This is a genomic window from Ruania suaedae, from assembly GCF_021049265.1.
GTDB lineage: Bacteria > Actinomycetota > Actinomycetes > Actinomycetales > Beutenbergiaceae > Ruania > Ruania suaedae.
Genome location: NZ_CP088018.1, coordinates 2752281 through 2775436, shown reverse-complemented (window position 1 = coordinate 2775436; position 23156 = coordinate 2752281). Strand labels below are relative to the sequence as shown.

The window sequence follows — 23156 nt, the reverse complement described above, 5'->3', positions numbered from 1 at the left end:
ACAGCCTACGGTCGCCCGTCATCGCCGAAGTCGGATGCCTGCAGCTCGATGCCTTCCGGCGTCACCACCCGATCCAGTGCCCGACCTGCCCAGTGCACCCGCACCGGAGCGGGACCGGAGCGCGAACGTAGGTGCGCCGTCGTGAGCAGGCCCCCCGCCCACGCCAGGTCCACCACGATCCCGGGCCGGGCCAGCAGCCCCTCCGCTCGCCCCGTGGGCAGCGCCGGTGGCAGCGCCGGCAGCAGGTGGATGCCGTCGTGACTGTGCAGCACGGCCTCGGCGAGAAGCGCGGGGAACCCGAGGTTCGCGTCGATCTGGAATGGCGGGTGGGCTGCGAAGAGGTTCGGGTAGACGCCGCCGGCGAAGGCGCCGGAGAGCGATTCGGCATCGCGTAGCAGCAGGTTCAGATGCGCCTCCACCCGGTCCCCTCGACCCAGCCGGGCCCAGAGCAGCCCCTTCCACACCAACGACCAGCCCGACGATTCATCACCCCGGGCTGCCAGCGTGCGGGCCGCGGCTTCTTTCGCCTGCGCCGAGAACCGGCCGTGACCGGGGTACAGGCCGAACAGGTGGCTCACGTGCCGATGATGTGGATCGGTCGAGGTGCGCTCGCGGGCCCACTCGACGAGGGTGCCGTCCGCGCCCACCGCCGGTTCGGAGGGCAACAGCGGCAGCCGCTCACGGCACTCGTGCACCACCTCATCCTCGATGCCCAGGTGACGCGCGACCTCGACGGCGGTCGTGTACGCCGCATGTGTCAGGCTCAGATCCATGGCCGTGGTGGTGTCGAGGGCGGCCTCCTCGCCTGAGGGTGTCCGGTAGGCGTTCTCGGGTGAGGAGGCCGGTGCGCTGGTCCACTCCCCGTTCTCACGGTGACGGACGTGGTCGAGGAGGAAGGCTGCCGCGCCGCGCACGGCAGGCCACATCCGGTGCACAGTGGCCTCGTCGATACCGCCGAACTCGACGGCATCGAGGACGTGCCGTACCAGCCAGGGGGCAGCCATCGGCCAGGCGGACCAGCGTACGTCGCCGTGCCCGCCTCCGACCGGGGAGGTGAACAGCCACGCGTCACTGTTGTGGTGCGCGACCCAGCCGCGTGCGGCGTAGAGCCGCGCGGCGGTGTCCTGTCCGGCCTCGGCCAGTGCCTCGACGAAGTCGAGCAGTGGCTCGGCGCACTCCTCAAGTCGAGTGGTGTGGGCCGCCCACATGTTCATCTCGGCGTTGATGTTGAGGGTGTAGTTCGAGCTCCACGGTGGCTGCATCTGCTCGTTCCAGATTCCTTGCAGCGTCGGCGGCAGCGACCCGGGCCGGGAGGAGGAGAGCAGCAGATAGCGGCCCAGGTCGAACATCAACGTGAGCAGCCCGGGGTCGGCGGCCACGGCGGAGGGCGTCTGCTCCGCCCGGTGCACCCGCTCAGGTGGGCTCAGGTGTGCCACCTCGGCGTGCTGGTGCGGTGTGCCGAGTGTGATCCGGGCGCGCGCGAACCGCGGTTCGTAGTCCTCGGCGTGCGCCCGGGCGAGGGCGTCCCAGCCGAGCCCGAGCGCTGCCTGCACACGGCGCCTGGCCACCTCCACGGCGTCGCGCGCCGAGCCGTGCGGGGGGCGGCCCAGACCCGCGTACGTCGTCTCGGTCGCCATCACCAGCAGGGTGGTCGCACCCTCTCGTCGCACCCCCACCACGACGGCGCCCTCGAGCGAGTCGCCCGGGCCGTCGGCCCAGGTGACCGGGACGGCATCCGGCTCGTGCGTCGGGGACACGTCCCGGGGGAGCCGGAGCAACAGCTCGCCGCCGTCGGCGTCGCAGGAATGCTCCAGCACCTGGTGCGGCGTCTGCAGCTCCAGCCCGGTCAGGGCCGTTCCCTGGATCCGGTGCACGAGGACCCCATGGGGTGCTGAGACGAAGGTGGTCTCCACCACGGCCCCACCCTCCACCGACCTCTCCGCTCCGGTTTCCGCCACGGTTCCGCTCGTGCGATGCCGGGCGGTGCGCAGGTCGAGCTCGCGCTGGTAGCCGGCGGTGGGGATCTCGCGGATGAGCTCCGCCGTCGCCAAGGGGAGGAAGGTCTGGGAGTACCGCGCCTGGGTGGGCAGGAGTGCGCGGGCGGCCCCGATGGGGTCTGCTTCCTCGACGGCGCTCCTCGCCGCCCGCAGGCAGGCGGCGGCGCTCTCGGCGTCCAGCAGGCCGCCGGAGGCTTCGCTCGCCGGGGATCCGGACCAGGCGGTCTCGTCGTTCAGCCGGATCCGGGTGGAGGCGGTGCCCCCGTCGAGCATGGCGCCCAGGGTGCCGTTGCCGAGCGGGAGGCATTCCAGCCACCGCGTAGCCGGGGAGCGATAGCGCAACCGTGCAGTCATGGTCGTCAGCCTCGCACGCTCCCGGCGGTGAGTCCCGCCTTCCAGAACCGCTGCAGCGAGAGGAAGACGATCGCGATCGGGATGATCGAGACGAGTGACCCGACGACGGTGAGGATCTGCAGCCCGGGGATCGTGATCGAGGCCTGGTTCCATCCGGTCAGCCCCACCGTGAGCGGCATCAGTTCGGAGTCGGTGAGGACGAGCAGCGGCAGGATGTAGCTGTTCCAGCTACCGAGGAAGGCGAACAGCAGGACCGTGACGAGGCCGGAGGCGAGCAGGCGGAGGCCGATCGCCACGAAGATGCGCAACTCACCGGCACCGTCCAGGCGGGCCGCCTCGACCAGTTCCATCGGTACCGAGGACTGCGCGAAGATGAAGCACAGCAGCACGCCGAAGGGATAGACGAGCGCCGGCAGCAGCAGCCCGGCGTAGGTGTTGTCGAGTCCGAGCGTGACGAGCAGGACGTAGGTCGGCTGGGCGATGACGGTGCCGGGGACCAGCAGGCTGGCCAGCACCACCGAGATGAGCGCGGACCTGCCGCGGAAGCGGTAGACGGCCAGCGCGTAGCCGGTGATCGCGCAGACCATCGTGGTCAGGGCTGAGCCGATCACCGAGTAGATGATCGAGTTGAGGCCCCACCGCCAGAAGATCCCGCCCTGATAGGTGCTGAGGTCGTAGAGGTTCTCGAACAGGTTGAACTCCGCGAACGCGAAGCCCGGGGTGGAGAAGAGATCCCCGGTGGACTTCGTCGATGCGATCACCAGCCACGCGACCGGCGCCAGGAAGTAGATCGCAGCGATCGCCATGATCACCGTGGCCACGATCATCCACCCTCGTGAGACGCGGTCGCCGTGGACGAAGGCAGTGCGCCGCCGGGGTCTGGGGGCGACCGGGGCTGAGGGCGCGGGCTCGCGCAGGGACACGGGGCTAGAGACCATGGTTGGCTCGATTCGTCGTGCGCTTGTTCGCGGCGAGCACCAGCAGTGAGACCACGAGCGTGGCCAGGCCGAGGATGACTGCCATCGCTGAGGCCAGGTGGGGGTCCTTGCCCAAGGTGGAGGTGGCGTAGATCGCCATGTTGGGGGTGTAGTCGCTGGGGATGTTCGAGGTGATCGTCTGCAGCACCTGTGGCTCGTTGAACAGCTGGAGGGTCCCGATGATCGAGGAGAGCGTGGTCAGCAGCAGCGCAGGGGCGATCATCGGGAGCTTGATCTGCAACGCGGTGCGCACCTCTCCGGCGCCATCGATACGGGCGGCCTCGTACATCTCCCGCGGCACCGACTGGAGCGCCGAGAACAGGATGATCATGTTGATCCCGATCAGCGACCACAGCGCCACATTGGCGATCGACCACAGCACCACGGTGGAGGCGAGCGGGCTGAGTGTGATGCCGATCGACTCGAAGAACTGCAGGATCGGGCTGACCGAGGGCTGATAGAGGAAGCCCCACAGCAGGGCCGCGATGACGCTCGGAACGGCGTAGGGCAGGAAGACGGCGAACTGGAAGAATCGCCGTGCCTTCACCAACGCCGTGTCGAAGAGCAGCGCGATGGTGGCGGCGACGGCCATCATCACCGGGACCTGGACCGCGCCGTAGAGCAGCACGCGGGGGAAGCCTTCGATGAAGTCGCGGTCCGCGAAGGCCCGCGCGAAGTTCGTCAGGCCCACGAACTCGATGCTCGAACCGCTGAAGCCGAGCCCGCTGGATTGGCGTGAGAACAGGCTGTTCACGACCGCCACCGCGATCGGCGCGACCAGGAAGAGCACGAACAGCAGCACGAACGGGGCGACGAAGAGGTACGGGGCCCAGGGGCTCACGGCGCCGTGACGACGGCGCCGTGAACCTCCGACGGTGGCCGTGCTCATGGCGAGGTGACCTCGAGGCCGCGGTTCTCGAGGTCGGCGACAGCGGCCTCCTGGGTGATCTCCAGGGCCTCGATGAAGGTCTGCTCACCGTTGACCACCTCCGCGAACTCGTCCAGGATCGTGGTCTGGATGAACCCGAAGTTCGGTCCCTCCACCCACGTCGCCGGGGTGTTCTCGGCGGCCTCGATGAAGACCTCGTTGATCACCTGGTCGTCGTAGAACTCGTTCTCCTGGAGCAGTGCGGGCGAGGACAGCCCGTTCTCGGTGGAGGGGAACAGGCCGCCCTCGGTGATGAGTGCCTCCTGCGTGTCGTCGGAGCCGTTCAGCCAGCTGGCGAACTCGGCCGCAGCCTCGGGTGCTTCGGCGTTCGCGAGGACGACCACCGCTGCACCTCCGGAGTCACCGCCGTTGTTCGAGCCGGTGTTGGTGGGCATGGGCGCGACCGACCACTGCCCGGCCAGGCCGGAGGCGTTCTCCGCGAGGATGCTGGGGAACCAGGCGGCATAGGTGATGGAGGCGATGGTGCCGTCGTTGACCAGCGACCAGTACTCCGGGGTCCACATCGGCTCGGTGGTCACCAGGTCCTCGTCGATCAGCGTCTGCCACCGCTCCGCCACGAGCCGGCTGCCCTCGTCATCCACGCCGACCGTCCAGGCGTCGTCGGTGATGCCGTACCAGCTGCTCTCGGCCTGCTGGATCTCCTGGACCCACTGGCCCATCTCCGAGGGCGAGAGATTGGCGAGGTAGAGGTCATCGTCGGCTTCCCGCAGCGCGCGTGCTGCATCGAGGTACTCCTCCCAGGTGCCGGGGAACTCGATGCCGTGCTCGGCGAAGATGTCGTGCCGGTACATCGTGGCCGCGGGCCCGATGCCCTGAGGCACCCCGAAGACGCGCCCGTCGAAGCTGACCGACGCCCACGACGCCGGTGTGTAGTTGCTCTCGTCCTCGGCCACGTAGTCGGTGATGTCCTGCACGCGTTCTGCGATGACGTAGTCCGGCAGGTTGTGGGTGCTCAACTGCACCAGGTCCGGTCCGGCCCCGGCGTCCACGGCGGCTTCGACCTTCTGACCGTCATCGCCAGTCATCCGATGGAAGGTGACCTGGATGTCCGGGTTGTCCCCGTTCCATTCTGCGACGAGCTCCTCGAGTCCAGGGACCCAGCCCCAGAACTCGACCTCGACCGGCTCACCGCTCGTGCTCGCCCCCTCCTCGGGCGAGCAGGCCGCGATCCCGGTGACGGCGACAGCGCCGGCCAGCATCGTTGCGGCTGTTCGCATTCCTCGCCGTGATCGACGGTGACGTGCACTCATGTGGGTTCCCTTTCCGGACAGCGTTGTCGGTGCCAGGCGGGGTCGTCTGTTCACCCCACCGGATCGCCGACGTGCACGGCGTGCGTGCTCGATCGGCGCGACTATTTTGTGTTGATAAGGAACAAAAAGTCAACAGCGCCTCGCACCAGACATCCGATGACTGATGGAAGGATGCCCTCATGGCCCTCAGTTACACCGATATGCCCCTCGACGACCTCCGCGCCTACGCGCCCGATCTGCCGGAGCCGGCCGACCTGGACGAGTTCTGGTCCCGCACCCTGGCGGTTGCGCGCCGCCACGAGGAGCCGGCACGCCTGACGCCGGTCGACGAACCGCTCACCGAGCTCGTCGTCGAGGACCTGGTCTTCCCCGGCTTCGCCGGGGACCCGGTGCGCGGCTGGATCACCCGGCCCCGGGGAGATCGTCCGCGACCGGTGGTCGTGGAATTCGTCGGCTACGGCGGTGGCCGCGGCCTGGCCGGAGAGAAGCTCGCCTGGGCGGCAGCCGGGTACGTGCACGTGCTGATGGACACCCGCGGGCAGGGGAGCGCCTGGGGCACCGGCGGCGGCACCCCCGATCCGCACGGCTCCGGTCCCGCCACCCCGGGATTCATGACGCAGGGCATCAGTTCGCCCGAGAGCTACTACTACCGTCGCGTCTACACCGACGCCGTCCGGCTGCTCGACCATGTCGCCCGGCTCCCGTTCGTCGACCCCGAACGGATCGCCGTCACCGGCGGCAGCCAGGGCGGCGGCATCGCCATCGCCGCCGCGGCGCTGTCGCCGCAGGTGCGGGCCGCGATGCCGGACGTGCCGTTCCTGTGCGACTTCCCGCGCGCCGTCACCCGCACCCCGAACCCGCCGTTCACCGAGATCACGCGCTACCTCTCGGTCCACCGCGACCAGGCCGAGTCAGTCCTGCGGACGCTGTCCTACGTCGACGGTGCCGTGCTGGCCCGGCGGATCCAGGCGCCGGCGCTGTTCTCGGTGGCGCTCATGGACGAGGTCGTCCTGCCGTCCACGGTGTTCGCAGCGTTCAATGCCGTCCCCGGCGCGGACAAGCAGATCGAGGTGTACGGCTTCAACGGCCACGAGGGCGGGGCCTTCCACCAGTGGCACCGGCAGGTGCGCTGGCTGCGCGAGCGCCTGGGCTGAGCCGCGCGATCCCCCGCCCATCCATGATCGGCGGGGGATCGCGCGGGATTCCTCAGAGGGCCCGGAACCGCAGTCGCAGCGTGCGGGCCTCGGGGCGCAGCATGGCCGTCGGCCAGACGTCGGGCCCGCATGCGCGCGAGCCCAGGCCGTGCTGGGCGGCGTCCAGGTAGAGGTGGTGCGCCGTCGGGGTGGGCAGCTCGTGCGGGTGCCCGGCCGAAGTGAGCTCGTGCGCGCTGTGGCGGCTGAGCGTGAACCCGGGCCGGCGCCCCAGCGGATCCGGATCGGCGCTGATCTGCAGCCAGTCCGCCCCGCCCCGGCGCAGGACCAGCTCACGCAGACCCGCGCGGTGGCCCGACTCCTGCGGACGGGCGTAGTCGACCGTGAGGTCCTCGATCCCGGCGCTGAACCGCCCCAGCCGCACCGAGGTGGCCGTGTCCGGATAGGAGTCGTGCGGTCCAGTGCCGAACCAGGCGGCACCGTCGACCTCGGTCGGCAGCTCCAGATGCAGCCCGAGCCGCGGCCAGACCTCGTGCCAGCCGGTGTTCGGGGTCATGCTCACCTCGAGCACCGCCTCGACGACACCGTCCTCGCCGCGCACCGCCGACCACCGTTCGCTCACGTCGACAGCTGCCCGGCTCTGGGCAGCCGAGACGCGACGGGTGATCGTGTGCGAGGTCGGATCGGCGGTCACCGCGACCACCCGACGCACCAGCCGGTCGATCCCGGCCTCCCGCCACCGGTCGGCGATCGGCGGGGTGCGCTCCCCGGTGGAGCGGTCCGCCGGATCGGTGCGGTCGCCGTCGTGGGAGTTGCTGCCGTGGTCGTTGTCGGTCGGCGCGCGCCACAGCTCCACCTCGGGACCACGCACGAGCGCCCCGGCGAGCGTGGTCAGGCCGGGGCCCTCCAGCACGGCCGGCGAGTCCGCCAGCGCGGCCCTCGCGGCCGGGTGCACGGGTGCGGCACCGAAGGTGGCCGGCCGGTCGGCCTGCCACTGCGCCCGTGCCACCGCGTGACCGGCCGGTGCCCAGTCCGTGGCCTCGGCCAGCACCACGGCCACGGTGACGGTGACCTCGACGCCGGGCTGCGCCGTCGGGAGCTCGGAGAACAGGTGCAGTCCGCCCGTGCCGCCGGCCGGGATCGGGGTTCCGTCCTCGTCCGCCAGCGGGGTCTCTCCCTCGGCCACCGGGTGACCGTCGTGCTCGACGCTCCAGCGCACGAGCAGGTCCGAGGTGTCGGCCACGAAGCGGCGGTTGCGGACCACCGCGGACCCGTCGCCGGTGGGGGTCAGCTGGACCGGCTGCTCGACGGCGGCGAACTCCAGCAGGCCCGGAGAGGGCGTGGAGTCGGAGAGCACCATGCCGTCCATCACGAAGTTGCCGTCGTGGACGACCTCGCCGAAGTCACCCCCGTAGCCGAAGTATTCGGTGCCGTTCTCAGCCTTCGTGCGGATACCGTGATCGCGCCACTCCCAGATGAAGCCGCCGTGCAGGCGCGGGTAGCGGTCGACCAGCTCACGGTACTGATCCAGGGCGCCGGGGCCGTTGCCCATCGCGTGGGCGTACTCGCACTGCAGGAACGGCTTGGTGCGCTGGCGGGCGCTGTCGCCGGCGGTGACCCCGCGGGCGAGCAGGCTGGTGTCGTCGTCGCGGGCGATCGACTCGGTCTCGGGCACGGTGGCGTACATGCGCGAGTACACATCGGTGTAGGCCCCTGCGTAGTCACCCTCGTAGTGCACGGGCCGGGTCGCGTCGCGGCCGTGGACCCACTGCGCCATCGCGGCCAGGTTGGTGCCGGTGCCCGCCTCGTTGCCCAGCGACCACAGGATGATCGAGGGGTGGTTCTTGTCGCGCTCGACCGTGCGCTGGATCCGGTCGAGGTAGGCCTCGCGCCACCGGGGATCGTCGCTGGGGTTGTCCACCCAGCCTCCGGCCTCGAAGCCGTGCGTCTCGAGGTCGCACTCGCAGATGACCCAGAAGCCCATCTCGTCGGCGAGGTCGAGCAGCCGCGGGTGCGGCGGGTAGTGGCTGGTGCGGATGGCGTTGACGTTGTGCCGCTTCATCAGTGCCAGGTCCTCGCGGGCGAACTCCTCGTCGAAGACGCGGCCCTTGTCGGGGTGGATCTCGTGGCGGTTGACGCCGGAGAACGTGACCTGCCGGCCGTTGACGAGGAAGCGGTCGCCGTCGATCTGCACGCGGCGGAAGCCCGTGCGTACCGTGATCGACTCAGCGGCGCCGGAGACGGTCGCCTCGTACAGCGTCGGTGACTCCGGGGACCACGGTGCCACCGCTCCCACCGGGACCGGCGCCACCGCGGCAGCATCCTGCCAGGTCTGGTCGACGCCCAGCTCGGGCACCTGGAGCCGGACCGGGAAGGCGTCGGCGGCGGCGCTCAGATCGGCCGTCAGGGTGCCCTCACCCGTGGCCGGGTCGTAGTCGGCGTGCAACCAGACGTCCTCGATACCGCCGACCGGGCGGTGCAGGAGGGTGACGTCCCGGAAGATCCCCGGCAGCCACCACTGGTCCTGGTCCTCCAGGTAGCTGGCGGCCGACCACTGCACCACGCGGACGGCGATCGTGTTCGTGCCGGGGTGCAGGTGCTCGGTGACGTTGAGCTCGTGCGCGAGCCGGCTGCCGGTGAAGGTGGCGATCTCGACGCCGTTGACCCAGACCCGCGCGTGGGACTCCACGCCGTCGAAGCGCAGCAGCACGTGCCCCCCGGCGAGCCAGCTCTCGGGCACCTCGACGGTGCGGCGGTAGTCCCCGGTGGGGTTCTCGTCCGGGACGAACGGCGGATCGACCGGGAAGGGGTACTGCACGTTGGTGTAGATCGGCGTGCCGTACCGGAAGTCCTCGGCCAGCACCCAGTGGGAGGGCACGGCCAGGGTGTCCCAGGCGCCGGCGTCGTAGTCCGGGCGGGCGAACGCCGTCGGGGACTCCTCGCCCAGGACGCCGTGACCGCCCGGGGTCCCGGGAACACCGGGGGAGAGGCGGAACTGCCAGTCCCCGGCGAGATCGATCCGGCCGGCGTCACTGCGCAGCCAGGAACGGGCCGGCGCCAGGGTGCCGGCGACCGGGTCATAGGACGTGTGCGAGGGGAAGGTCACGTGCTCCTCCATGGGCGCTTGGATCGGGGCCACGCAGGTGCCGAGCACCCGCGATCCGGTCCGCCGTCGACGTCCGGACATCGCACCGTAACACAAACTCGATCGACCGTTCGAGATTGGTCGGGTAGCCTGCCGGGACGATGACCAGCAACGACACCGATGCCCCTGCGCCCACCTCCCCGCTCGATCCCGCCGGGGCGCGCGGGCCTCGCGGGGAGTACCGCAAGTCGGCTCAGCGCCGCCGCCGGATCGTGGATGCGGCGGTCGCGGTCTTCTCCGAACGTGGCTACCGGGGCGCGACCATCCGGCAGATCGCCGCGCGAGCCGATCTGAGCCCGTCCAGTCTGTTGCACTTCTACTCCTCCAAGGTTGAGCTGCTCTGGGCCACGATGCGCCACCGTGACTCGGTGCGCTTCGTCGGCGATCACCGCCACTCCTTCCCCGACCGCGTGGTCGGCCAGGCGATCGCGAACGAGGACGTGCCGCACCTGGTGAGGCTGTACGGGGTGCTCACGGCCGAGTCCGCCACTGCCGACCACCCCGCCCGGGAGTACTTCGGCGGACGCTTCGCGGTCCTGCGTGGCCAGTACGCCGAGGAGCTCGCCGCTCTCGCCACCGCGGATCTGCTGCGCCCCGGGATCGAGATCGACGTCGCTGCGGCGACGCTGGTCGCACTGTGGGACGGGGTGCAGCTTCAGGCGCTCTACGAGCCGGACGTGATCGATGCGGCCGAGGTGCTGCACGACTACTTCCGCCTCGTGCTCACGGAACCGGACGTTCTCACCCCGCCCGCGCAGCTGCGCCGGTGGTGGGCCGGGCAGCGGGGAGCGGGTGCCGCCGGCGAACCCGGCCCGACCGCGGACCGACACGTTTAGCACTCGCCTTGACCGAGTGCTAATCGGTGCCTAGATTGTTCCCTGAGGCCCCTTCCTCGTGGAGGGGCGTCACCCACGTGCTGTGGTGCATGCCCGACCCCCGCGACGGCGGACGGCACCGAGGCCGGGGGAGACCCTTGTCATTGTTCACCACTCATGCGAAGGGGAGGTCCGCAGTGTCGGTCTCCATCAAGCCGCTCGAGGACCGGATCGTCGTCAAGACGCTCGAGGCCGAGCAGACCACCGCGTCCGGGCTCGTCATCCCGGACTCCGCCAAGGAGAAGCCCCAGGAGGGCGAGGTTCTGGCCATCGGCCCGGGCCGCGTCGACGACAACGGCAACCGCGTCCCGCTGGACGTGGCCGTAGGTGACGTCGTCATCTACAGCAAGTACGGCGGCACCGAGGTCAAGTACTCCGGCGAGGAGTACCTGATCCTCAGCGCCCGCGACGTGCTGGCCGTCGTCTCGAAGTGATCGACTGACGACAGCGCGAAGGCCCCGGTCCGACATGGACCGGGGCCTTCGTCATGCGTGCGCGGCGGCAGGCGCCGCGCATCGTGCCTCAGCTCGCTGCTGGTGCACGCTGGGCGAGGATGGCGCTGCGCTCGTCCTCGGACAGCCCGCCCCACACCCCGTAGGGCTCGCGCACGCTCAGCGCATGCTCACGGCACTGCTCGATGACCGGGCACTGGGCGCACACTGCCTTGGCGTTCGCGTCCCGGCGGCGCCGCGAGGCTCCGCGCTCACCATCGGGGTGGAAGAACTGCTCGTCACCGGTCTCGCGGCAAGCGCCCTGATACTGCCACTCCCACACGTCCATGATCGGCCCGGGAAGCCTTGAGAGTTCCGCCATGGTCTGACCCTTCCGTTCATCCTGTGGTGCCGTATCGGTTGATGGGGCACCGGCCCTGCTGTCGCTGACGCTCATCCCCAGCGTCAGTGCGCGACCTGGTGCCCAACCTACAAGTGATGCAGAAGTTGTTCAAGGTACTTGTTCGCGATCGCTGCGACAGTTGTGCGGGATCCTCGTTCAGGTTGTTCGGCACCACCCTCCGGCGTAGTGTCGACCTGTCGATCAGCTACGGGACGAGAGGAGACGGCGTGCCTGAGGCGCAGTCCGGTCCCGACGAGCGCGTGACGGTACGACTCACGGTGGCCGCGGTGGCCGAACGCCTGGGCGTCGCAGCCTCGACCCTGCGCACGTGGGAGCGCCGGTACGGCCTCGGGCCGTCGATGCGGACCGCGGGGCGTCACCGCCGGTACAGTGCCGAGGACGTCGACCGGCTCGAGGCGATGCGCCGGCTGACTCGCGACGGCGTCGCACCTGCCGACGCCGCCCGCGTCGCTCGCGGGCTCGACCCCGACAGTGACGCGGTCCCCGAGCTCACTGCCGGCCACGCAGACGAGGTCCTCGACCCGCTCTCGATGGCTGCTGCGGCGGTGGAGGCCGACGAGCAGCGGCTCCACCGGATGATCGCTCGTGCGGTGCGGCAGAGCGAAGGACTGAGTGTCTGGCAGAATCTCGTGCGCCCGGCACTGGACCTGCTGGAGGCTCGCGATCACGGGGATCAGCCCGGCCGGGACCCGGTGTCGGTGCTCGGAGCTGCGCTGCTGGCGGCGTTGCGGTCGGTCGCACCTGACTCCGGCGCCGACGCGCCGGTGATCATCCATGCCGATCACGACCACCATCTCGATGCGCACGTCCTCGCCACCGAGCTGGCCGTGCACGGCGTCCAGGCCCGCGTCCTGCGGCCGGCCCGGCGCAGGCGCGACGCCGACTCAGCCGGCTCCGCGGCAGCTCACGTCCGGCTCGCGGTGCTGCTGGGGAACCCGCACGACGCCAGCGCGGTGGTGCAGACCATGCGTGAGTCCGGGCGGACGGCGTTCGTGATCTCGCTCACGGGCGTACCGCAGGAGTTCGCCGACCTGCCTCGCGCCCGCACGCTGGCCGGCGCTGTGCACGAGATCGCCGACCTGCTCAGCGAGCGCCCGGTGCCGGACGCTGCGGGTGCCCGCCGCTGATCGCAGGTGAGAGGCACGCGGTTATGATCGCCACGTGACTGAGCCGCCCGCCATGCAGCCCACCGCCCCCTCCCAGGACCCGTTCGGGTTCGTCGGGCTCACCTATGACGACGTGCTCCTGCTCCCGGGGGAGACCGACGTCATCCCGAGCGAGGCCGACACCGCGACCCACCTCACACGAGAGATCGAGCTCGCGATCCCGCTCGTCTCGGCCGCGATGGACACCGTGACCGAGTCGAGGATGGCGATCGCGATGGCGCGCCAGGGCGGGCTCGGCATCCTGCACCGCAACCTGCCGATCGCCGATCAGGCCGGTCAGGTCGACCTGGTCAAGCGGTCCGAGTCGGGCATGGTGACCAACCCGTTGACGATCGCGCCGGACGCCACGCTGGCCGAGATGGACAGACTCTGCGCAACGTACCGCGTCTCCGGGATGCCGGTGGTGGACGAGGCCGGGGTGCTGCTGGGCATCATCACCAACCGGGACATCCGGTTCGTGCCGCTCCACGCCTTCGAGAGTGCACTCGTACGCGAGATCATGACCCCGATGCCGCTCGTGACCGGGCACGTGGGGATCTCCACCGAGGATGCGGCGGCGCTGCTCGGCAAGCACAAGGTCGAGAAGCTCCCCCTCGTCGACGACGCCGGCCGCCTGCAGGGCTTGATCACGGTCAAGGACTTCGTGAAGTCCGAGCAGTACCCGCTCGCCACCAAGGACGAGGAGGGCCGGTTGCGGGTGGGGGCCGCCGTCGGCTTCTTCGGGGACGCCTGGGAGCGGGCGACGGCGCTCGTGGAGGCCGGCGTCGACGTGCTCGTGGTCGACACCGCGAACGGTCATGCCCGTCTCATGCTGGACATGGTGCGCCGGCTCAAGAGCGACCCCGGATGCGCCCACGTGCAGGTGATCGGCGGCAACGTCGCCACCCGCGAGGGCGCGCAGGCGCTGGTGGACGCCGGCGTGGACGCCGTCAAGGTCGGGGTGGGCCCGGGATCGATCTGCACCACCCGCGTGGTCGCCGGCGTCGGCGTGCCGCAGGTGACGGCGATCCACCAGGCCTCGCTGGCGTGCGGGCCGGCCGGGGTGCCGGTGATCGGCGACGGTGGCCTGCAGTACTCCGGCGATATCGCCAAGGCGCTCGTGGCGGGGGCGAGTTCGGTGATGCTCGGCGGACTGCTCGCCGGGTGTGACGAGTCCCCGGGTGATCTGGTCTACGTCAACGGCAAGCAGTTCAAGCGTTACCGCGGGATGGCCTCCCTGGGGGCGATGCAGTCACGCGGTGACCGCCGCTCCTACTCCAAGGACCGCTATTTCCAGGGCGATGTCTCCGATGAGGACATCATCACCGAGGGGATCGAGGGGCAGGTCCCCTACCGTGGCCCGCTCGCCCAGGTCGCTCACCAGCTCACCGGCGGCCTCGGTCAGTCGATGTTCTACGTCGGCGCGCGCACCGTGCCCGAGCTCCAGGCGCGCGGGAAGTTCGTGCGGATCACCTCCGCCGGGCTGAAGGAGTCCCACCCGCACGACGTGCAGATGGTGGCCGAGGCGCCGAACTACGGCGGTCGCTGAGCCGCAGGGACACACGGTCCGGGTGTGGAGTGATCTCCCCGGCGCGGACCGACGTTCCGCCGTGTGTCGGTGCCTGGAACCTCGGTCCGACGGCGGGGCTCAGCCGACCACGTCGTAGGACTTGAGGCGCTTGCGAGCCGACGCTGTCGAGGCATTCTGCAACGCCAGCAGCTCGGCGTAGATCCCACCGGAGGCGGCCAGCTCGTCCGGGGTGCCGATCTCGTCGATACGTCCCTCCCGCAGGGTGATGATGCGATCCACCTCGGCGATCGTGGAGAGCCGGTGAGCGATGATCAGCGAGGTGCGATCGGCCATCAGCCGCTCCAGACCGGCCTGAACGAGCCGTTCCGACTTCGTGTCCAGCGCCGAGGTCGCCTCGTCCAGCACCAGGATCGGGGCATCCTTGAGCATGGCCCGGGCCACGGCGATGCGTTGCTTCTGACCGCCGGAGAGCTTCATCCCGCGCTCGCCGATCACCGTGTCGTAGCCGTGGGGGAGCCTGCGGACGAACTCCTCGACGGCGGCGCGCCGGGCCACCGCCTCGACCTCCTCCCGCGTGGCCTCCGGGCGGCCGTAGGCGATGTTCTCCGCGATCGTGCCGGAGAACAGGGAGGCGTCCTGGAAGACGACGCCGATGTTCGCCCGAAGTGACCCGAGATCCCGACCGGCGCCCGCCACCTCGATCGACCCGTCCCGCATCGCGTACAGACCCAGGAGGAGGTTGATCAGGGTGCTCTTGCCCCCACCGGACTCGCCCACCAGCGCCACTCGCTCGCCCCGGGCGATCTCGAAGGAGATGTCCTTGAGGACGTCGGCGTCGTCGTCGTAGCCGAAGCGCACGTCGGTGAAGCGCACGAGCGCACCATCGGCGCCCTTCCCGGCCGCTGCCTCGTGCGGGTGACGTCCCGCGGGTTCGATGGCCGAGGCCTCCAGGTTCATCACCTCGAAGTAGGACCGGGAGCCCGCGATCGCCCGCTGGGCGGTGTCGACCACGTAGCTCAGGCTCGTCACGGGCTGGCGGGCCATCGCCATCAGCTGCACCAGCATCACCATGTCGCCCGGCGAGAAGTGCCCCTGGACGGTGCGCACGAAGATGATCGTGTACAGCCCGAAGAAGATGACGTTCAGCGCGGCCCGGCGGATCACGTCCATCCTGTGCCAGTGCCGCGACTGCTCGCCGGTGAGATCGACGGTGCGATCGAAGTGCCGGGTGAACTCGTGCTGCTCGCTGCGCTCGCGGCCGAAGGACTTCACGACGCGGATCTGCCCGACCACCTCGGTGAAGCGACCGGAGGCGACGTCCACGTGCTCGTTCTTGCGTCCTTCGAGCCGCTGCCACCGCGTGGAGGTCATCGCGGTCAGCCAGAGGTAGAGAGGGTAGGCGAGCAGGAGCAGGAGGGCGAGCGGCCAGTAGTGCCACGCGCTGATGATCAACACGGCGATGGTCGTCATGATCAGCGTGACGAACATGTTCGAGAACGACTTCATGAAGTTCGTGATCTCGGCGATCGACCGGTTCAGCCGGGCCACGATGGTGCCGGTGAGCTCGTTGTCGAAGTAGCGCTGGGGGAGCGAGAGCAGCTTCTCGAAGTACCGGGTGGACAGGATCGTGCGCATCTTCGCGCTCATCACGTCGCCCCAGTAGCCGCCGATATTGCTCGCCACGGTGTCCACGAGCTCGGCCAGCAGCAGCGCCAGTGCGAGCAGCACCACGGTGCGGATGGTCGCGGCGAGGACGTCGTCGCCGGCGCCGGACCGTTCGATGGCGTCGACGATCACGTCGGTGGCACGGCCGGTGATGAACGGCACGGCGAGCCCCGCCCCGGTGACCACCATGGCGGCGAGCATGATGCCGACGTAGTAGGGGGTCAGGGAGCGGGTGAATCGCAGGATGCGCGCGAGCGCGGACATGGTCTCTCCTCGAGACGGACGTGGGATCGGATCTGCCCACCAGGTGCAACGCCGGGAGGCGCTGGAGATTCCGATCTCAGGCAGGCAGCTGCGAGGTGTCGGATGCCCCGCCGGTGGCGACCTCGCACGTGTGCAGCGGCCACCCGGGTGCCGGGCCGGGCCGGCCGGAGCCACGCCGGCGCTCGCCCTCGGCGCTCGCCCACCGGCGGTGCTGGCCGGCCTGCCACTGGTGCAGGGTGGCCGGCGACCGATGCGTGAGCTCGGGGTGGGCGCGAACCTGCGCGGCGAGGATGTCCAGGGTGGCGGCGGCGTCGACGTCCGCGGTGTGCAGGCGGCCGTTCTCCTGGACTCCGTAGTACCCGCACAGGTTCATCAGCGCGCGGTGCCCGGCCCGGCCGGACTCCAGCCCGCGGTCGAGCAGCAGCGGGTCCAGCACCGGGACCAGTGGTCCGCCGAGCTCGTCGGTCAGGGTGGGCAGGCCGTGCCGCTCCAGCTCGCGTTCGAGGATCGTCAGGTCGAAGGCGGCGTTGTAGGCCACCACCGGGGTGCGCCGGCGAAAGGCGGCCAGGAGTTCGTCGCCGATCTGGGCGAGCGCCTCCCGCGGTGCCATCCCGTGCCGGGCCGCATGGGCGGTGGTGATCCCGTGGATGGCCGCCGCCTCCTCCGGGATCGGGATGCCGGGCCGGAGCAGCCAGACGCGCCGGGCCGTGCCCCGTGGCCCACGGCCGATCAGGGCGGCGCTGACGATCCGGTCGCGGAACGGGTTCACGCCCGTGGTCTCGGTGTCGAAACCGAGCAGCGGACCGTCCAGCCATGACGTCATCGGCGCTTCACCTCCCTGGACCGCAGTCCACCACCGGGCACCGACAATGGCCGTCGATCTTGTGCTGCCTACTTGACACAAGATGCCTGGCGGTGGATTCTTGTGCCACATCAACGGTACAAGAAGGAGGCTGTGATGTCCGGAGCCATCTGGGCTTTCCTGGCATTCGTGCTCGTCGCCGCGGCATCGCTGATCGTGGTGGTGGTGGTGTTCAGTCGTGGCACGTCGCCCCGCTCCGGCCACGACGGTGTCCGCCGGGTGCGGCAGGTGATCACCCTCGCCCGCGTGGCCGCCGCCGTCCTGGCCGTCCGCATGGTGGTGGACGTCTCCGCGCTGGGCGTGCACGGCCAGGGGCTCGCACTCGCGCCGGCCGTGGTGGCGATCGTGTGGGTGATCGGTGGTCTCGCCGCCGAGATGGTGACCCGCTCGGCGCTGCGGGACGGTGGCGCCGGCCTGGAGGTGCGGGACGTGCGGCGGTATCTGCCCCGGCGCGGTGCCCAGCTCCTGGGGCTGGGTCTCGGCCTGCTGGTGGCCGCGACCGTGATCACCACCCTGGCCGCCGGCCCGGACGGCCGCTCCCTGAGCTACTCCTGCGGGCCTGGCTGCTCCGGTACCCGGACGCCGTGGCCGGGCACGTTCTACACCACTCCGCTCGCCGTGGCGTTCGTGATCCTGCTGATCCTGGTGGTGGTGAACATCCGGCTGGTGGTCTCCCGCCCCCGGGGCGCGCTCGAGGCGCCGGACCAGGCTGCCGACGACGCCACCCGCGCCAGTGCGGTGGCGGCCACGCTCGTCGTGGTCTCCCTCGCCGTGGCCGCGACCGCGGCGGGCCTGATGATGTTCGGTCTGCTGCCCGCCGCGCTCGCGGCCGACGAGCCGTGGACCTCCAGGGCAGCCCTGGCCGCGATGCTCGCAGCGGGTGCGCTCGCGGCGGCGGCCGCCGTGTCGCTCCTCGTCACCGCGCTCTCGCCCCGGCCTGCGCCGGCGCGATCGGAGCGGTGACCGGTGCAGGTACGTATCGACGACGGCGACCCCACCCCGCCGTACGCCCAGCTGCGTCGTCAGCTGCTCGCCCTGGTGCACTCCGGCGCGCTGCCCGCCGGCGCCCGCCTGCCGCCGATCCGTCAGCTCGCCGCCGATCTGGGCGTCGCGGCCGGCACGGTGGCCCGCGCGTACCGGGAGCTGGAGGACTCGGGCCACCTCGTCTCCCGGCGCGGCGGGGGGACCCGGGTGGCCGAGGATGCGGTCCCGATCCCGGTCCCGCCCGCGGTGCTGGCGCAGGCCGAGGAGCTGGTGCGTTGTGCGCGCGAGCACGGCGTCGGTGCCGGCACGGTCCGGGTGGCCCTCGACCGTGCCCTGGCGCGGGCCGGCCCCTGACCTGCTCCGTGCCCACCGGGCCGGGCGGTACCGGATGCGATGATCGGGGAATGGCCGACACATCCACGCCCGCGCTCGAGGCCGTCGCGGCCGCCGGGCTCGCGCACGAGATCACCCGGCACGGGCCGGTCTCCTCCCTCGAGGAGGCCGCCGCCGCGCGCGGACTCGAACCGGACCGCCTCGTCAAGACGATGGTGGTGCGCCGGGGCGAGGACGACTACCTGTTCGTCCTCGTCCCCGGCACTCGCTCGATCTCGTGGCCGCGGCTGCGCTCCCTGCTGGGCGCGAACCGCCTCTCGATGCCCGATGCCGCCACGGCCAAGGAGGTCACCGGCTACGAGCGCGGCACGATCACTCCATTCGGTGCCACCCGCGCGTGGCCGGTGATCGCCGACGAGCGCCTCTCCGGGCGCATCTCGATCGGCGGGGGCGGGCACGGCATCGGCCTCACCCTCGACGCCGCGGACCTCCTCACGCACCTGCAGGCCACCGTCGCGGACGTGACCGACGCCTGAGGACACCGGTGACCCCATGACGCACCCCCACCCGCACCCGCGCACCGGAGAGCTCTTTGCGTCCCCGGTCCCGCCGGGTACCGGCTGGCCCGGTGACCCGGCCTGTCCGCGCACCACCCGCGCCCGCACCCCCGAGGACGTCGCCCGCCTCGCCGCGTCCGCGCGCTCGCTGCCGCTGCTCGACGCCCGGTCCAGCCTGTGCCGGGCGTGCCCACGGCTGGTGACCTGGCGGGAACAGGTGGCGACCACGCGCCGTCGGGCGTTCGCCGGCGAACCGTACTGGGGTCGCCCCGCCCCGGGTTTCGGCGACGAGCAGGCGGCCCTGCTCATCGTGGGGCTGGCTCCGGCCGCCCACGGGGCCAACCGCACCGGCCGGGTCTTCACCGGTGACCGCTCCGGGGACTGGATCTTCGCCGCGCTGCACCGCGCCGGCTACGCCTCCCGGCCGGAGAGCATCGATGCGGCGGACGGCCAGTCGCTCACCGGCGCGCGTATCGCCGCAGCGGTCCGGTGCGCGCCCCCGGACAACGCCCCCACGCCCGAGGAGAAGAGCGCCTGTGCCCCGTGGCTCGACCGGGAGGTCGAGCTCCTCACACCCCACCTGACGGCGATCCTCACGCTGGGGGCCATCGGGTGGCAGGCCACCTTCGCCTCCCTGCGCCGGCTCGGATGGGACGTGCCACGCCCGCTGCCACGCTTCGGGCATGCCAGTGAGGCGCAGGTGAACGAACCGGGCGGGCGAGGCATCGCCGTCGTCGGCAGCTACCACGTCTCCCAGCAGAACACGTTCACCGGGCGGCTGACCGAACCCATGCTCGACGACGTCCTGGCGCGCTGCCGACGGGCGGGATGAGGCGGTGTTCAAGCCCACAACGCGAGGACGCCCGGTCGGTCCTAGACTGAAGAGATGAGCGAAATGGCGGCCACACACTCTGCGTCGAAGACCCGCAAGGTCCCGCGCATCCTCATCCTGGGCGGCGGCTACGTCGGGCTCTACACCGCGATGCAGATCCGCAAGCGGATGGGTCGGCGCGAGGTGGCCATCGTGGTGGTCGACCCCCGCTCCTACATGACCTATCAGCCGTTCCTGCCCGAGGCGGCGGCCGGATCGATCGAGCCGCGCCACGTCGTCGCCCCCCACCGGCGGCTGCTGAAGGGCTGCACGGTGCTCTCCGGGCGGGTCACCGGGTTGAACCACGCCGAGCGCCGGGCCACCATCACCCCCGCCGAGGGCGAGACCTACGAGGTCTCCTACGACCACGTCGTCGTGGGCCTGGGGTCGGTGGCCCGCGTGCTCCCCATCCCCGGGCTGGCCGAGAACGGCATCGGGTTCAAGCAGATCGAGGAAGCGATCGCGCTGCGCAACCAGGTGCTCGGCCGGATGGACCAGGCCGCCTCCACCTGGGACCCCGAGATGCGCAAGCGGATGCTTACCTTCACCTTCGTCGGCGGTGGTTTCGCCGGGATCGAGGCGATCGCCGAGGTCGAGGACATGGCCCGCGCCGCCTGCAAGGACTTCGACTCCATCCAACAGGAGGACCTGCGCTTCGTCCTGATCGAGGCGATGCACCGGATCCTGCCCGAGGTCGGCGACGAACTCGGTGGTTACGCGCTCGAGCAGCTGCGCGCCCGCGGGATCGAGGTCAAGCTCAACACCTTCCTCAACTCGGCCGAGGACGGCAAGATCGTCTGCTCCGACGACGACGAGTTCTACTCCGACACCCTCGTCTGGACGGCCGGGGTGAAGGCAAACCCGGTGCTCGCCGACAGCGACCTCCCGCTGGACTCGATGGGCCGGGTGCAGACGCACCCGACGCTGCAGGTCTGCGACGACGACGGTGAGCTCATCGACGGTGCCTGGGCGGCCGGCGACTGCGCCGCCGTCCCCGACCTCACCGCCGACGAGCCGGGCGCGACCTGCGGTCCGACCGCGCAGCACGCCGTCCGCCAGGCCCGCCACCTCGGTGACAACATCGTGCGTCACCTCTCCGGCGAGGAGGTGCAGGACTACGCCCACAAGAACGTCGGCACCGTCGCCTCCATGGGGCTGTACAAGGGTGTCGCGAACATCCAGGGCCTGAAGCTGCGCGGCCCGATCGCCTGGTTCATGCACCGCACGTATCACATGTGGGCGATGCCGAGCTTCAACCGGAAGGCCCGCATCCTGCTGGACTGGACCACCGCACTGCTGTTCCGGCGCGAGATGGTCGCGCTCGGGTCGCTGCAGAGCCCGCGGGAGTCCTTCATCAGCGCGGCCACCAGCAAGAAGCCCGAGGCCAAGAAGGCGAGCGCCGGGGCCCGCAAGTAGTGCTCCCTGGGGTGGGCGCCGGAACGGCATAGGATCGTCACGGCCCCGCCCCCATAGCCCAATCGGCAGAGGCAGCCGACTTAAAATCGGCACAGTCAGGGTTCGAGTCCCTGTGGGGGCACGTGCGCGCCCTGGCCGCTCACTCCACGATCGAGACCAGGACCAGGGTGGATTCGCTGGCGCTCACGCCCAGCTCGGGAGTGACGTTCACGAAGTAGGCGGCGGGCGCGGCGGCGAGGACCACCGAGCCGGCGGAGATCTCCTCGTCCGGGCCCAGGGCCAGCGCACCGCGCAACGTCTCGGCGTCCATGCGCTGGAGCGTGCCTGCCGTCTCGCCCTCGCGCGGGTTCAGCACGACCGTGCCGCCCGGGGTCCAGCGGGCGGTGTCCACCGAGACGACGGCCTCGTCGGCCCCCTCGAGCGCCGGTTCCGCGGCGTCCACCGGGCTCTCCAGGATGCGGCTCTCGAGTTGCTCGGGTGCCTCCAGGCCCTCGGGAACGCTCACCTCGTAGGCGCCCGCCGCCGTCCGGCTCACCTCGGCGTTGTCGACGGCGCGCCCGGTGAAGTGAGGCATGGAGATCCAGTCGACCAGCATGCTGCCGCCCGCGACGAACGCCAGCACCACGAAGGTGACGGCGGCGATGAGGGCGACGCGCCCCGCGGTCCGGGCCGCGGGTGCGACCGCCGGCATGACCGGGGGCGCCATGGCGGTGACCGGCGCCGCACCGGCCGGGGCGCCGGCGTTCGTGACCTGTTGGGACGAGACACCCCCCGGGGCGGCAGCGGTCCCCGCGGGATGCTCGGCCGGGACCCAGGTGCTCTCGCCCGGCTCCGCGGTGGGCCACGGGGCCGGACCGCCCGGACCGCCCGGACCGCCCGGACCACTCGGGCCGCCGTCGGAGCGGGCCGCTTCCCGGGCGGGGTCGTGGCCGGGAACGATGGTCGGCATCGGATCGGCACGTCCCGGCAGCGGACCGGCGCTCAGCGGCACCTCCAGCGCGGTGACGCTCTCACCGATCTCGCGCTGCACCTGCTGTAGGGCGAGCGCCAGCGCGAGACAGGACTCGTAGCGAGCGCCCGGGTCGTAGGACATGGCGGCACGGAGCACGGTCTGCAGCGATTCCGGCACGTCCGTGCGGGCCATCGCCGCGATGAAGCCGCTGCGGATGCGCCCCGTCAGGTGCGCCGATCCGTTGGGGCCGCCGGGGACCTCGTGCGGGGAACGGCTCTCCAGCAGCGAGTAGAGCGTGGCCGCCAGCCCGTACTGGTCCGACCGCGCGTCGGAGACCGGCGGCCGGGCCAGCGCCTCCGGCGCCGCCCAGGGCAGGCTCATCCCGACGGCGGAGCTCGCCTCCTCCTGCAGGTCCAGCTCGAGTCGCGTGCTCGCGGAACCGGGGAAGGCGTCGTCGACGGTGGAGATCCCGAAGTCCGCGAGGACGGCCACGCCGTACTCGGTGAGCAGGATGTTCGCCGGTTTGACGTCGCGGTGCACGATGCCCTGTCGGTGGGCTGACTCCAGCGCGCACGCCAGGCGGACGCCGAGGCGCAGCACCTCCGCCACGGACATGGACCGGGTGCGGTAGACGTCGCCCAGGCTGCCGCCGGGGCAGTGCTCCATCACCAGGTACGGCTCGCCGGCCTCGTCCACATCGGCAGCCAGGATGTCGGCGATCCCGGTGTGACCGGACAGGCGCGCCATCAGATGCGCCTCGGTGGCGAACCGGGCTCGTACAGCCGGGGTGAGGGACTCGGTACGCAACACCTTGATGGCCACCTGACGCCGGGGCATCTGCTGCTCGTACAGGTAGACGTCGGAGAAGCCACCGTGACCCAGGGCGCGCAGCGGCCGGAAGCCAGGGATCGACGGCGGGTCGAGGTCGCGCATGTGGTCCTCCTCCCCGACGGTGCGCCGTGGCCATGGTGCGCCCTGCGATCCTACGGCGCCGAGGTTGGATACGTTGGGAGGCGAAGGACC

19 protein-coding genes and 1 tRNA gene are annotated in these 23156 nt (G+C 71.0%); 11 read left to right on the top strand and 9 right to left on the bottom strand.

All coding sequences use genetic code 11. The features are described from left to right. Positions 1 to 5: 5 nt before the first annotated feature. The 4 genes from LQF12_RS12730 to LQF12_RS12715 form a co-directional block, all read right to left on the bottom strand. Positions 6 to 2351: a glycosyl hydrolase family 95 catalytic domain-containing protein gene (locus LQF12_RS12730; RefSeq protein ID WP_231053296.1), complete on the bottom strand. Its 2346-nt coding sequence runs from the start codon at positions 2349 to 2351 to the stop codon at positions 6 to 8. Between the two features lie 5 nt (positions 2352 to 2356). Continuing rightward, positions 2357 to 3178, bottom strand: a complete 822-nt coding sequence (locus LQF12_RS12725) for a carbohydrate ABC transporter permease (protein ID WP_231053295.1) — start codon at positions 3176 to 3178, stop codon at positions 2357 to 2359. Between the two features lie 100 nt (positions 3179 to 3278). Then, positions 3279 to 4217 (bottom strand): carbohydrate ABC transporter permease, encoded by a 939-nt coding sequence (locus LQF12_RS12720; protein WP_231053294.1) that lies wholly within the window; start codon positions 4215 to 4217, stop codon positions 3279 to 3281. Further along, the gene (locus LQF12_RS12715; RefSeq protein WP_231053293.1) at positions 4214 to 5494 is read right to left on the bottom strand and encodes an ABC transporter substrate-binding protein; all 1281 of its coding nucleotides are present in this window, start codon (positions 5492 to 5494) and stop codon (positions 4214 to 4216) included. The genes LQF12_RS12720 and LQF12_RS12715 overlap by 4 nt, the downstream gene beginning before the upstream one ends. A gap of 212 nt (positions 5495 to 5706) precedes the next feature. Between LQF12_RS12715 and LQF12_RS12710 the strand changes: the two genes are divergently transcribed. Beyond that, positions 5707 to 6681: an acetylxylan esterase gene (locus LQF12_RS12710; RefSeq protein WP_231053292.1), complete on the top strand. Its 975-nt coding sequence runs from the start codon at positions 5707 to 5709 to the stop codon at positions 6679 to 6681. A gap of 52 nt (positions 6682 to 6733) precedes the next feature. Here the strand turns inward: LQF12_RS12710 and LQF12_RS12705 are convergent, their stop codons facing one another. Then, the gene (locus tag LQF12_RS12705; RefSeq protein ID WP_435531241.1) at positions 6734 to 9796 is read right to left on the bottom strand and encodes a glycoside hydrolase family 2 TIM barrel-domain containing protein; all 3063 of its coding nucleotides are present in this window, start codon (positions 9794 to 9796) and stop codon (positions 6734 to 6736) included. 128 nt (positions 9797 to 9924) lie between these two features. Here LQF12_RS12705 and LQF12_RS12700 point away from each other — a divergent pair, with 128 nt between their 5' ends. Beyond that, positions 9925 to 10659 (top strand): TetR/AcrR family transcriptional regulator, encoded by a 735-nt coding sequence (locus tag LQF12_RS12700; RefSeq protein ID WP_231053290.1) that lies wholly within the window; start codon positions 9925 to 9927, stop codon positions 10657 to 10659. 176 nt (positions 10660 to 10835) lie between these two features. Then, the gene (groES, locus tag LQF12_RS12695; protein WP_231053289.1) at positions 10836 to 11132 is read left to right on the top strand and encodes a co-chaperone GroES; all 297 of its coding nucleotides are present in this window, start codon (positions 10836 to 10838) and stop codon (positions 11130 to 11132) included. Positions 11133 to 11220: 88 nt separating this feature from the next. Here groES and LQF12_RS12690 read toward each other — a convergent pair whose 3' ends face one another. Continuing rightward, positions 11221 to 11511, bottom strand: a complete 291-nt coding sequence (locus LQF12_RS12690) for a WhiB family transcriptional regulator (protein WP_231053288.1) — start codon at positions 11509 to 11511, stop codon at positions 11221 to 11223. A 248-nt stretch (positions 11512 to 11759) separates the two neighbouring features. Between LQF12_RS12690 and LQF12_RS12685 the strand changes: the two genes are divergently transcribed. Together LQF12_RS12685 and guaB are read left to right on the top strand one after the other, a co-directional pair. Continuing rightward, positions 11760 to 12680, top strand: coding sequence for a MerR family transcriptional regulator (locus LQF12_RS12685; RefSeq protein WP_231053287.1), 921 nt, complete (start codon positions 11760 to 11762; stop codon positions 12678 to 12680). 52 nt (positions 12681 to 12732) lie between these two features. Next, on the top strand, positions 12733 to 14247 hold the full coding sequence (guaB, locus tag LQF12_RS12680; protein WP_231055604.1) for an IMP dehydrogenase: 1515 nt from the start codon (positions 12733 to 12735) through the stop codon (positions 14245 to 14247). Positions 14248 to 14346: 99 nt separating this feature from the next. On the opposite strand, the gene LQF12_RS12675 is transcribed toward guaB, so the two are convergent. Both LQF12_RS12675 and LQF12_RS12670 read right to left on the bottom strand, forming a co-directional pair. Beyond that, complete coding sequence (locus LQF12_RS12675) at positions 14347 to 16158, bottom strand: ABC transporter ATP-binding protein (protein WP_231053286.1); 1812 nt, start codon at positions 16156 to 16158, stop codon at positions 14347 to 14349. 76 nt (positions 16159 to 16234) lie between these two features. Beyond that, positions 16235 to 16981: an exonuclease domain-containing protein gene (locus LQF12_RS12670; protein WP_231053285.1), complete on the bottom strand. Its 747-nt coding sequence runs from the start codon at positions 16979 to 16981 to the stop codon at positions 16235 to 16237. A 135-nt stretch (positions 16982 to 17116) separates the two neighbouring features. Here LQF12_RS12670 and LQF12_RS12665 point away from each other — a divergent pair, with 135 nt between their 5' ends. The 6 genes from LQF12_RS12665 (at position 17117) to LQF12_RS12640 (ending at position 21302) form a co-directional block, all read left to right on the top strand. Continuing rightward, positions 17117 to 17983, top strand: a complete 867-nt coding sequence (locus LQF12_RS12665) for a hypothetical protein (RefSeq protein ID WP_231053284.1) — start codon at positions 17117 to 17119, stop codon at positions 17981 to 17983. 3 nt (positions 17984 to 17986) lie between these two features. Next, complete coding sequence (locus LQF12_RS12660; RefSeq protein ID WP_231053283.1) at positions 17987 to 18358, top strand: GntR family transcriptional regulator; 372 nt, start codon at positions 17987 to 17989, stop codon at positions 18356 to 18358. 50 nt (positions 18359 to 18408) lie between these two features. Next, positions 18409 to 18873 (top strand): aminoacyl-tRNA deacylase, encoded by a 465-nt coding sequence (locus LQF12_RS12655; RefSeq protein ID WP_231053282.1) that lies wholly within the window; start codon positions 18409 to 18411, stop codon positions 18871 to 18873. Between the two features lie 16 nt (positions 18874 to 18889). After that, positions 18890 to 19726 (top strand): uracil-DNA glycosylase, encoded by an 837-nt coding sequence (locus tag LQF12_RS12650; protein ID WP_231053281.1) that lies wholly within the window; start codon positions 18890 to 18892, stop codon positions 19724 to 19726. 54 nt (positions 19727 to 19780) lie between these two features. Beyond that, on the top strand, positions 19781 to 21181 hold the full coding sequence (locus LQF12_RS12645) for an NAD(P)/FAD-dependent oxidoreductase (protein WP_231053280.1): 1401 nt from the start codon (positions 19781 to 19783) through the stop codon (positions 21179 to 21181). Positions 21182 to 21228: 47 nt separating this feature from the next. Continuing rightward, a tRNA-Leu gene (locus LQF12_RS12640) sits at positions 21229 to 21302 on the top strand. Positions 21303 to 21320: 18 nt separating this feature from the next. Here LQF12_RS12640 and LQF12_RS12635 read toward each other — a convergent pair. Then, positions 21321 to 23066 carry a serine/threonine-protein kinase gene (locus LQF12_RS12635; RefSeq protein ID WP_231053279.1) on the bottom strand — a complete coding sequence of 582 codons (1746 nt, stop codon included), beginning with the start codon at positions 23064 to 23066 and terminating at the stop codon, positions 21321 to 21323. Positions 23067 to 23156: the final 90 nt, after the last annotated feature.

Excerpts from the sequence above, each read along its gene's own strand:
- guaB (WP_231055604.1), top strand. The coding sequence starts at position 12,733 with ATGCAGCCCACCGCCCCCTCCCAGGACCCGTTCGGGTTCGTCGGGCTC.
- LQF12_RS12650 (WP_231053281.1), top strand. The coding sequence starts at position 18,890 with ATGACGCACCCCCACCCGCACCCGCGCACCGGAGAGCTCTTTGCGTCC.
- LQF12_RS12705 (WP_435531241.1), bottom strand. The coding sequence starts at position 9,796 with ATGGAGGAGCACGTGACCTTCCCCTCGCACACGTCCTATGACCCGGTC.
- LQF12_RS12710 (WP_231053292.1), top strand. The coding sequence starts at position 5,707 with ATGGCCCTCAGTTACACCGATATGCCCCTCGACGACCTCCGCGCCTAC.
- LQF12_RS12635 (WP_231053279.1), bottom strand. The coding sequence starts at position 23,066 with ATGCGCGACCTCGACCCGCCGTCGATCCCTGGCTTCCGGCCGCTGCGC.
- LQF12_RS12690 (WP_231053288.1), bottom strand. The coding sequence starts at position 11,511 with ATGGCGGAACTCTCAAGGCTTCCCGGGCCGATCATGGACGTGTGGGAG.
- LQF12_RS12675 (WP_231053286.1), bottom strand. The coding sequence starts at position 16,158 with ATGTCCGCGCTCGCGCGCATCCTGCGATTCACCCGCTCCCTGACCCCC.
- LQF12_RS12655 (WP_231053282.1), top strand. The coding sequence starts at position 18,409 with ATGGCCGACACATCCACGCCCGCGCTCGAGGCCGTCGCGGCCGCCGGG.
- LQF12_RS12725 (WP_231053295.1), bottom strand. The coding sequence starts at position 3,178 with ATGATCGTGGCCACGGTGATCATGGCGATCGCTGCGATCTACTTCCTG.
- LQF12_RS12730 (WP_231053296.1), bottom strand. The coding sequence starts at position 2,351 with ATGACTGCACGGTTGCGCTATCGCTCCCCGGCTACGCGGTGGCTGGAA.
- LQF12_RS12700 (WP_231053290.1), top strand. The coding sequence starts at position 9,925 with ATGACCAGCAACGACACCGATGCCCCTGCGCCCACCTCCCCGCTCGAT.
- LQF12_RS12645 (WP_231053280.1), top strand. The coding sequence starts at position 19,781 with ATGAGCGAAATGGCGGCCACACACTCTGCGTCGAAGACCCGCAAGGTC.
- LQF12_RS12665 (WP_231053284.1), top strand. The coding sequence starts at position 17,117 with ATGTCCGGAGCCATCTGGGCTTTCCTGGCATTCGTGCTCGTCGCCGCG.
- LQF12_RS12670 (WP_231053285.1), bottom strand. The coding sequence starts at position 16,981 with ATGACGTCATGGCTGGACGGTCCGCTGCTCGGTTTCGACACCGAGACC.
- LQF12_RS12720 (WP_231053294.1), bottom strand. The coding sequence starts at position 4,217 with ATGAGCACGGCCACCGTCGGAGGTTCACGGCGCCGTCGTCACGGCGCC.
- LQF12_RS12715 (WP_231053293.1), bottom strand. The coding sequence starts at position 5,494 with ATGCGAACAGCCGCAACGATGCTGGCCGGCGCTGTCGCCGTCACCGGG.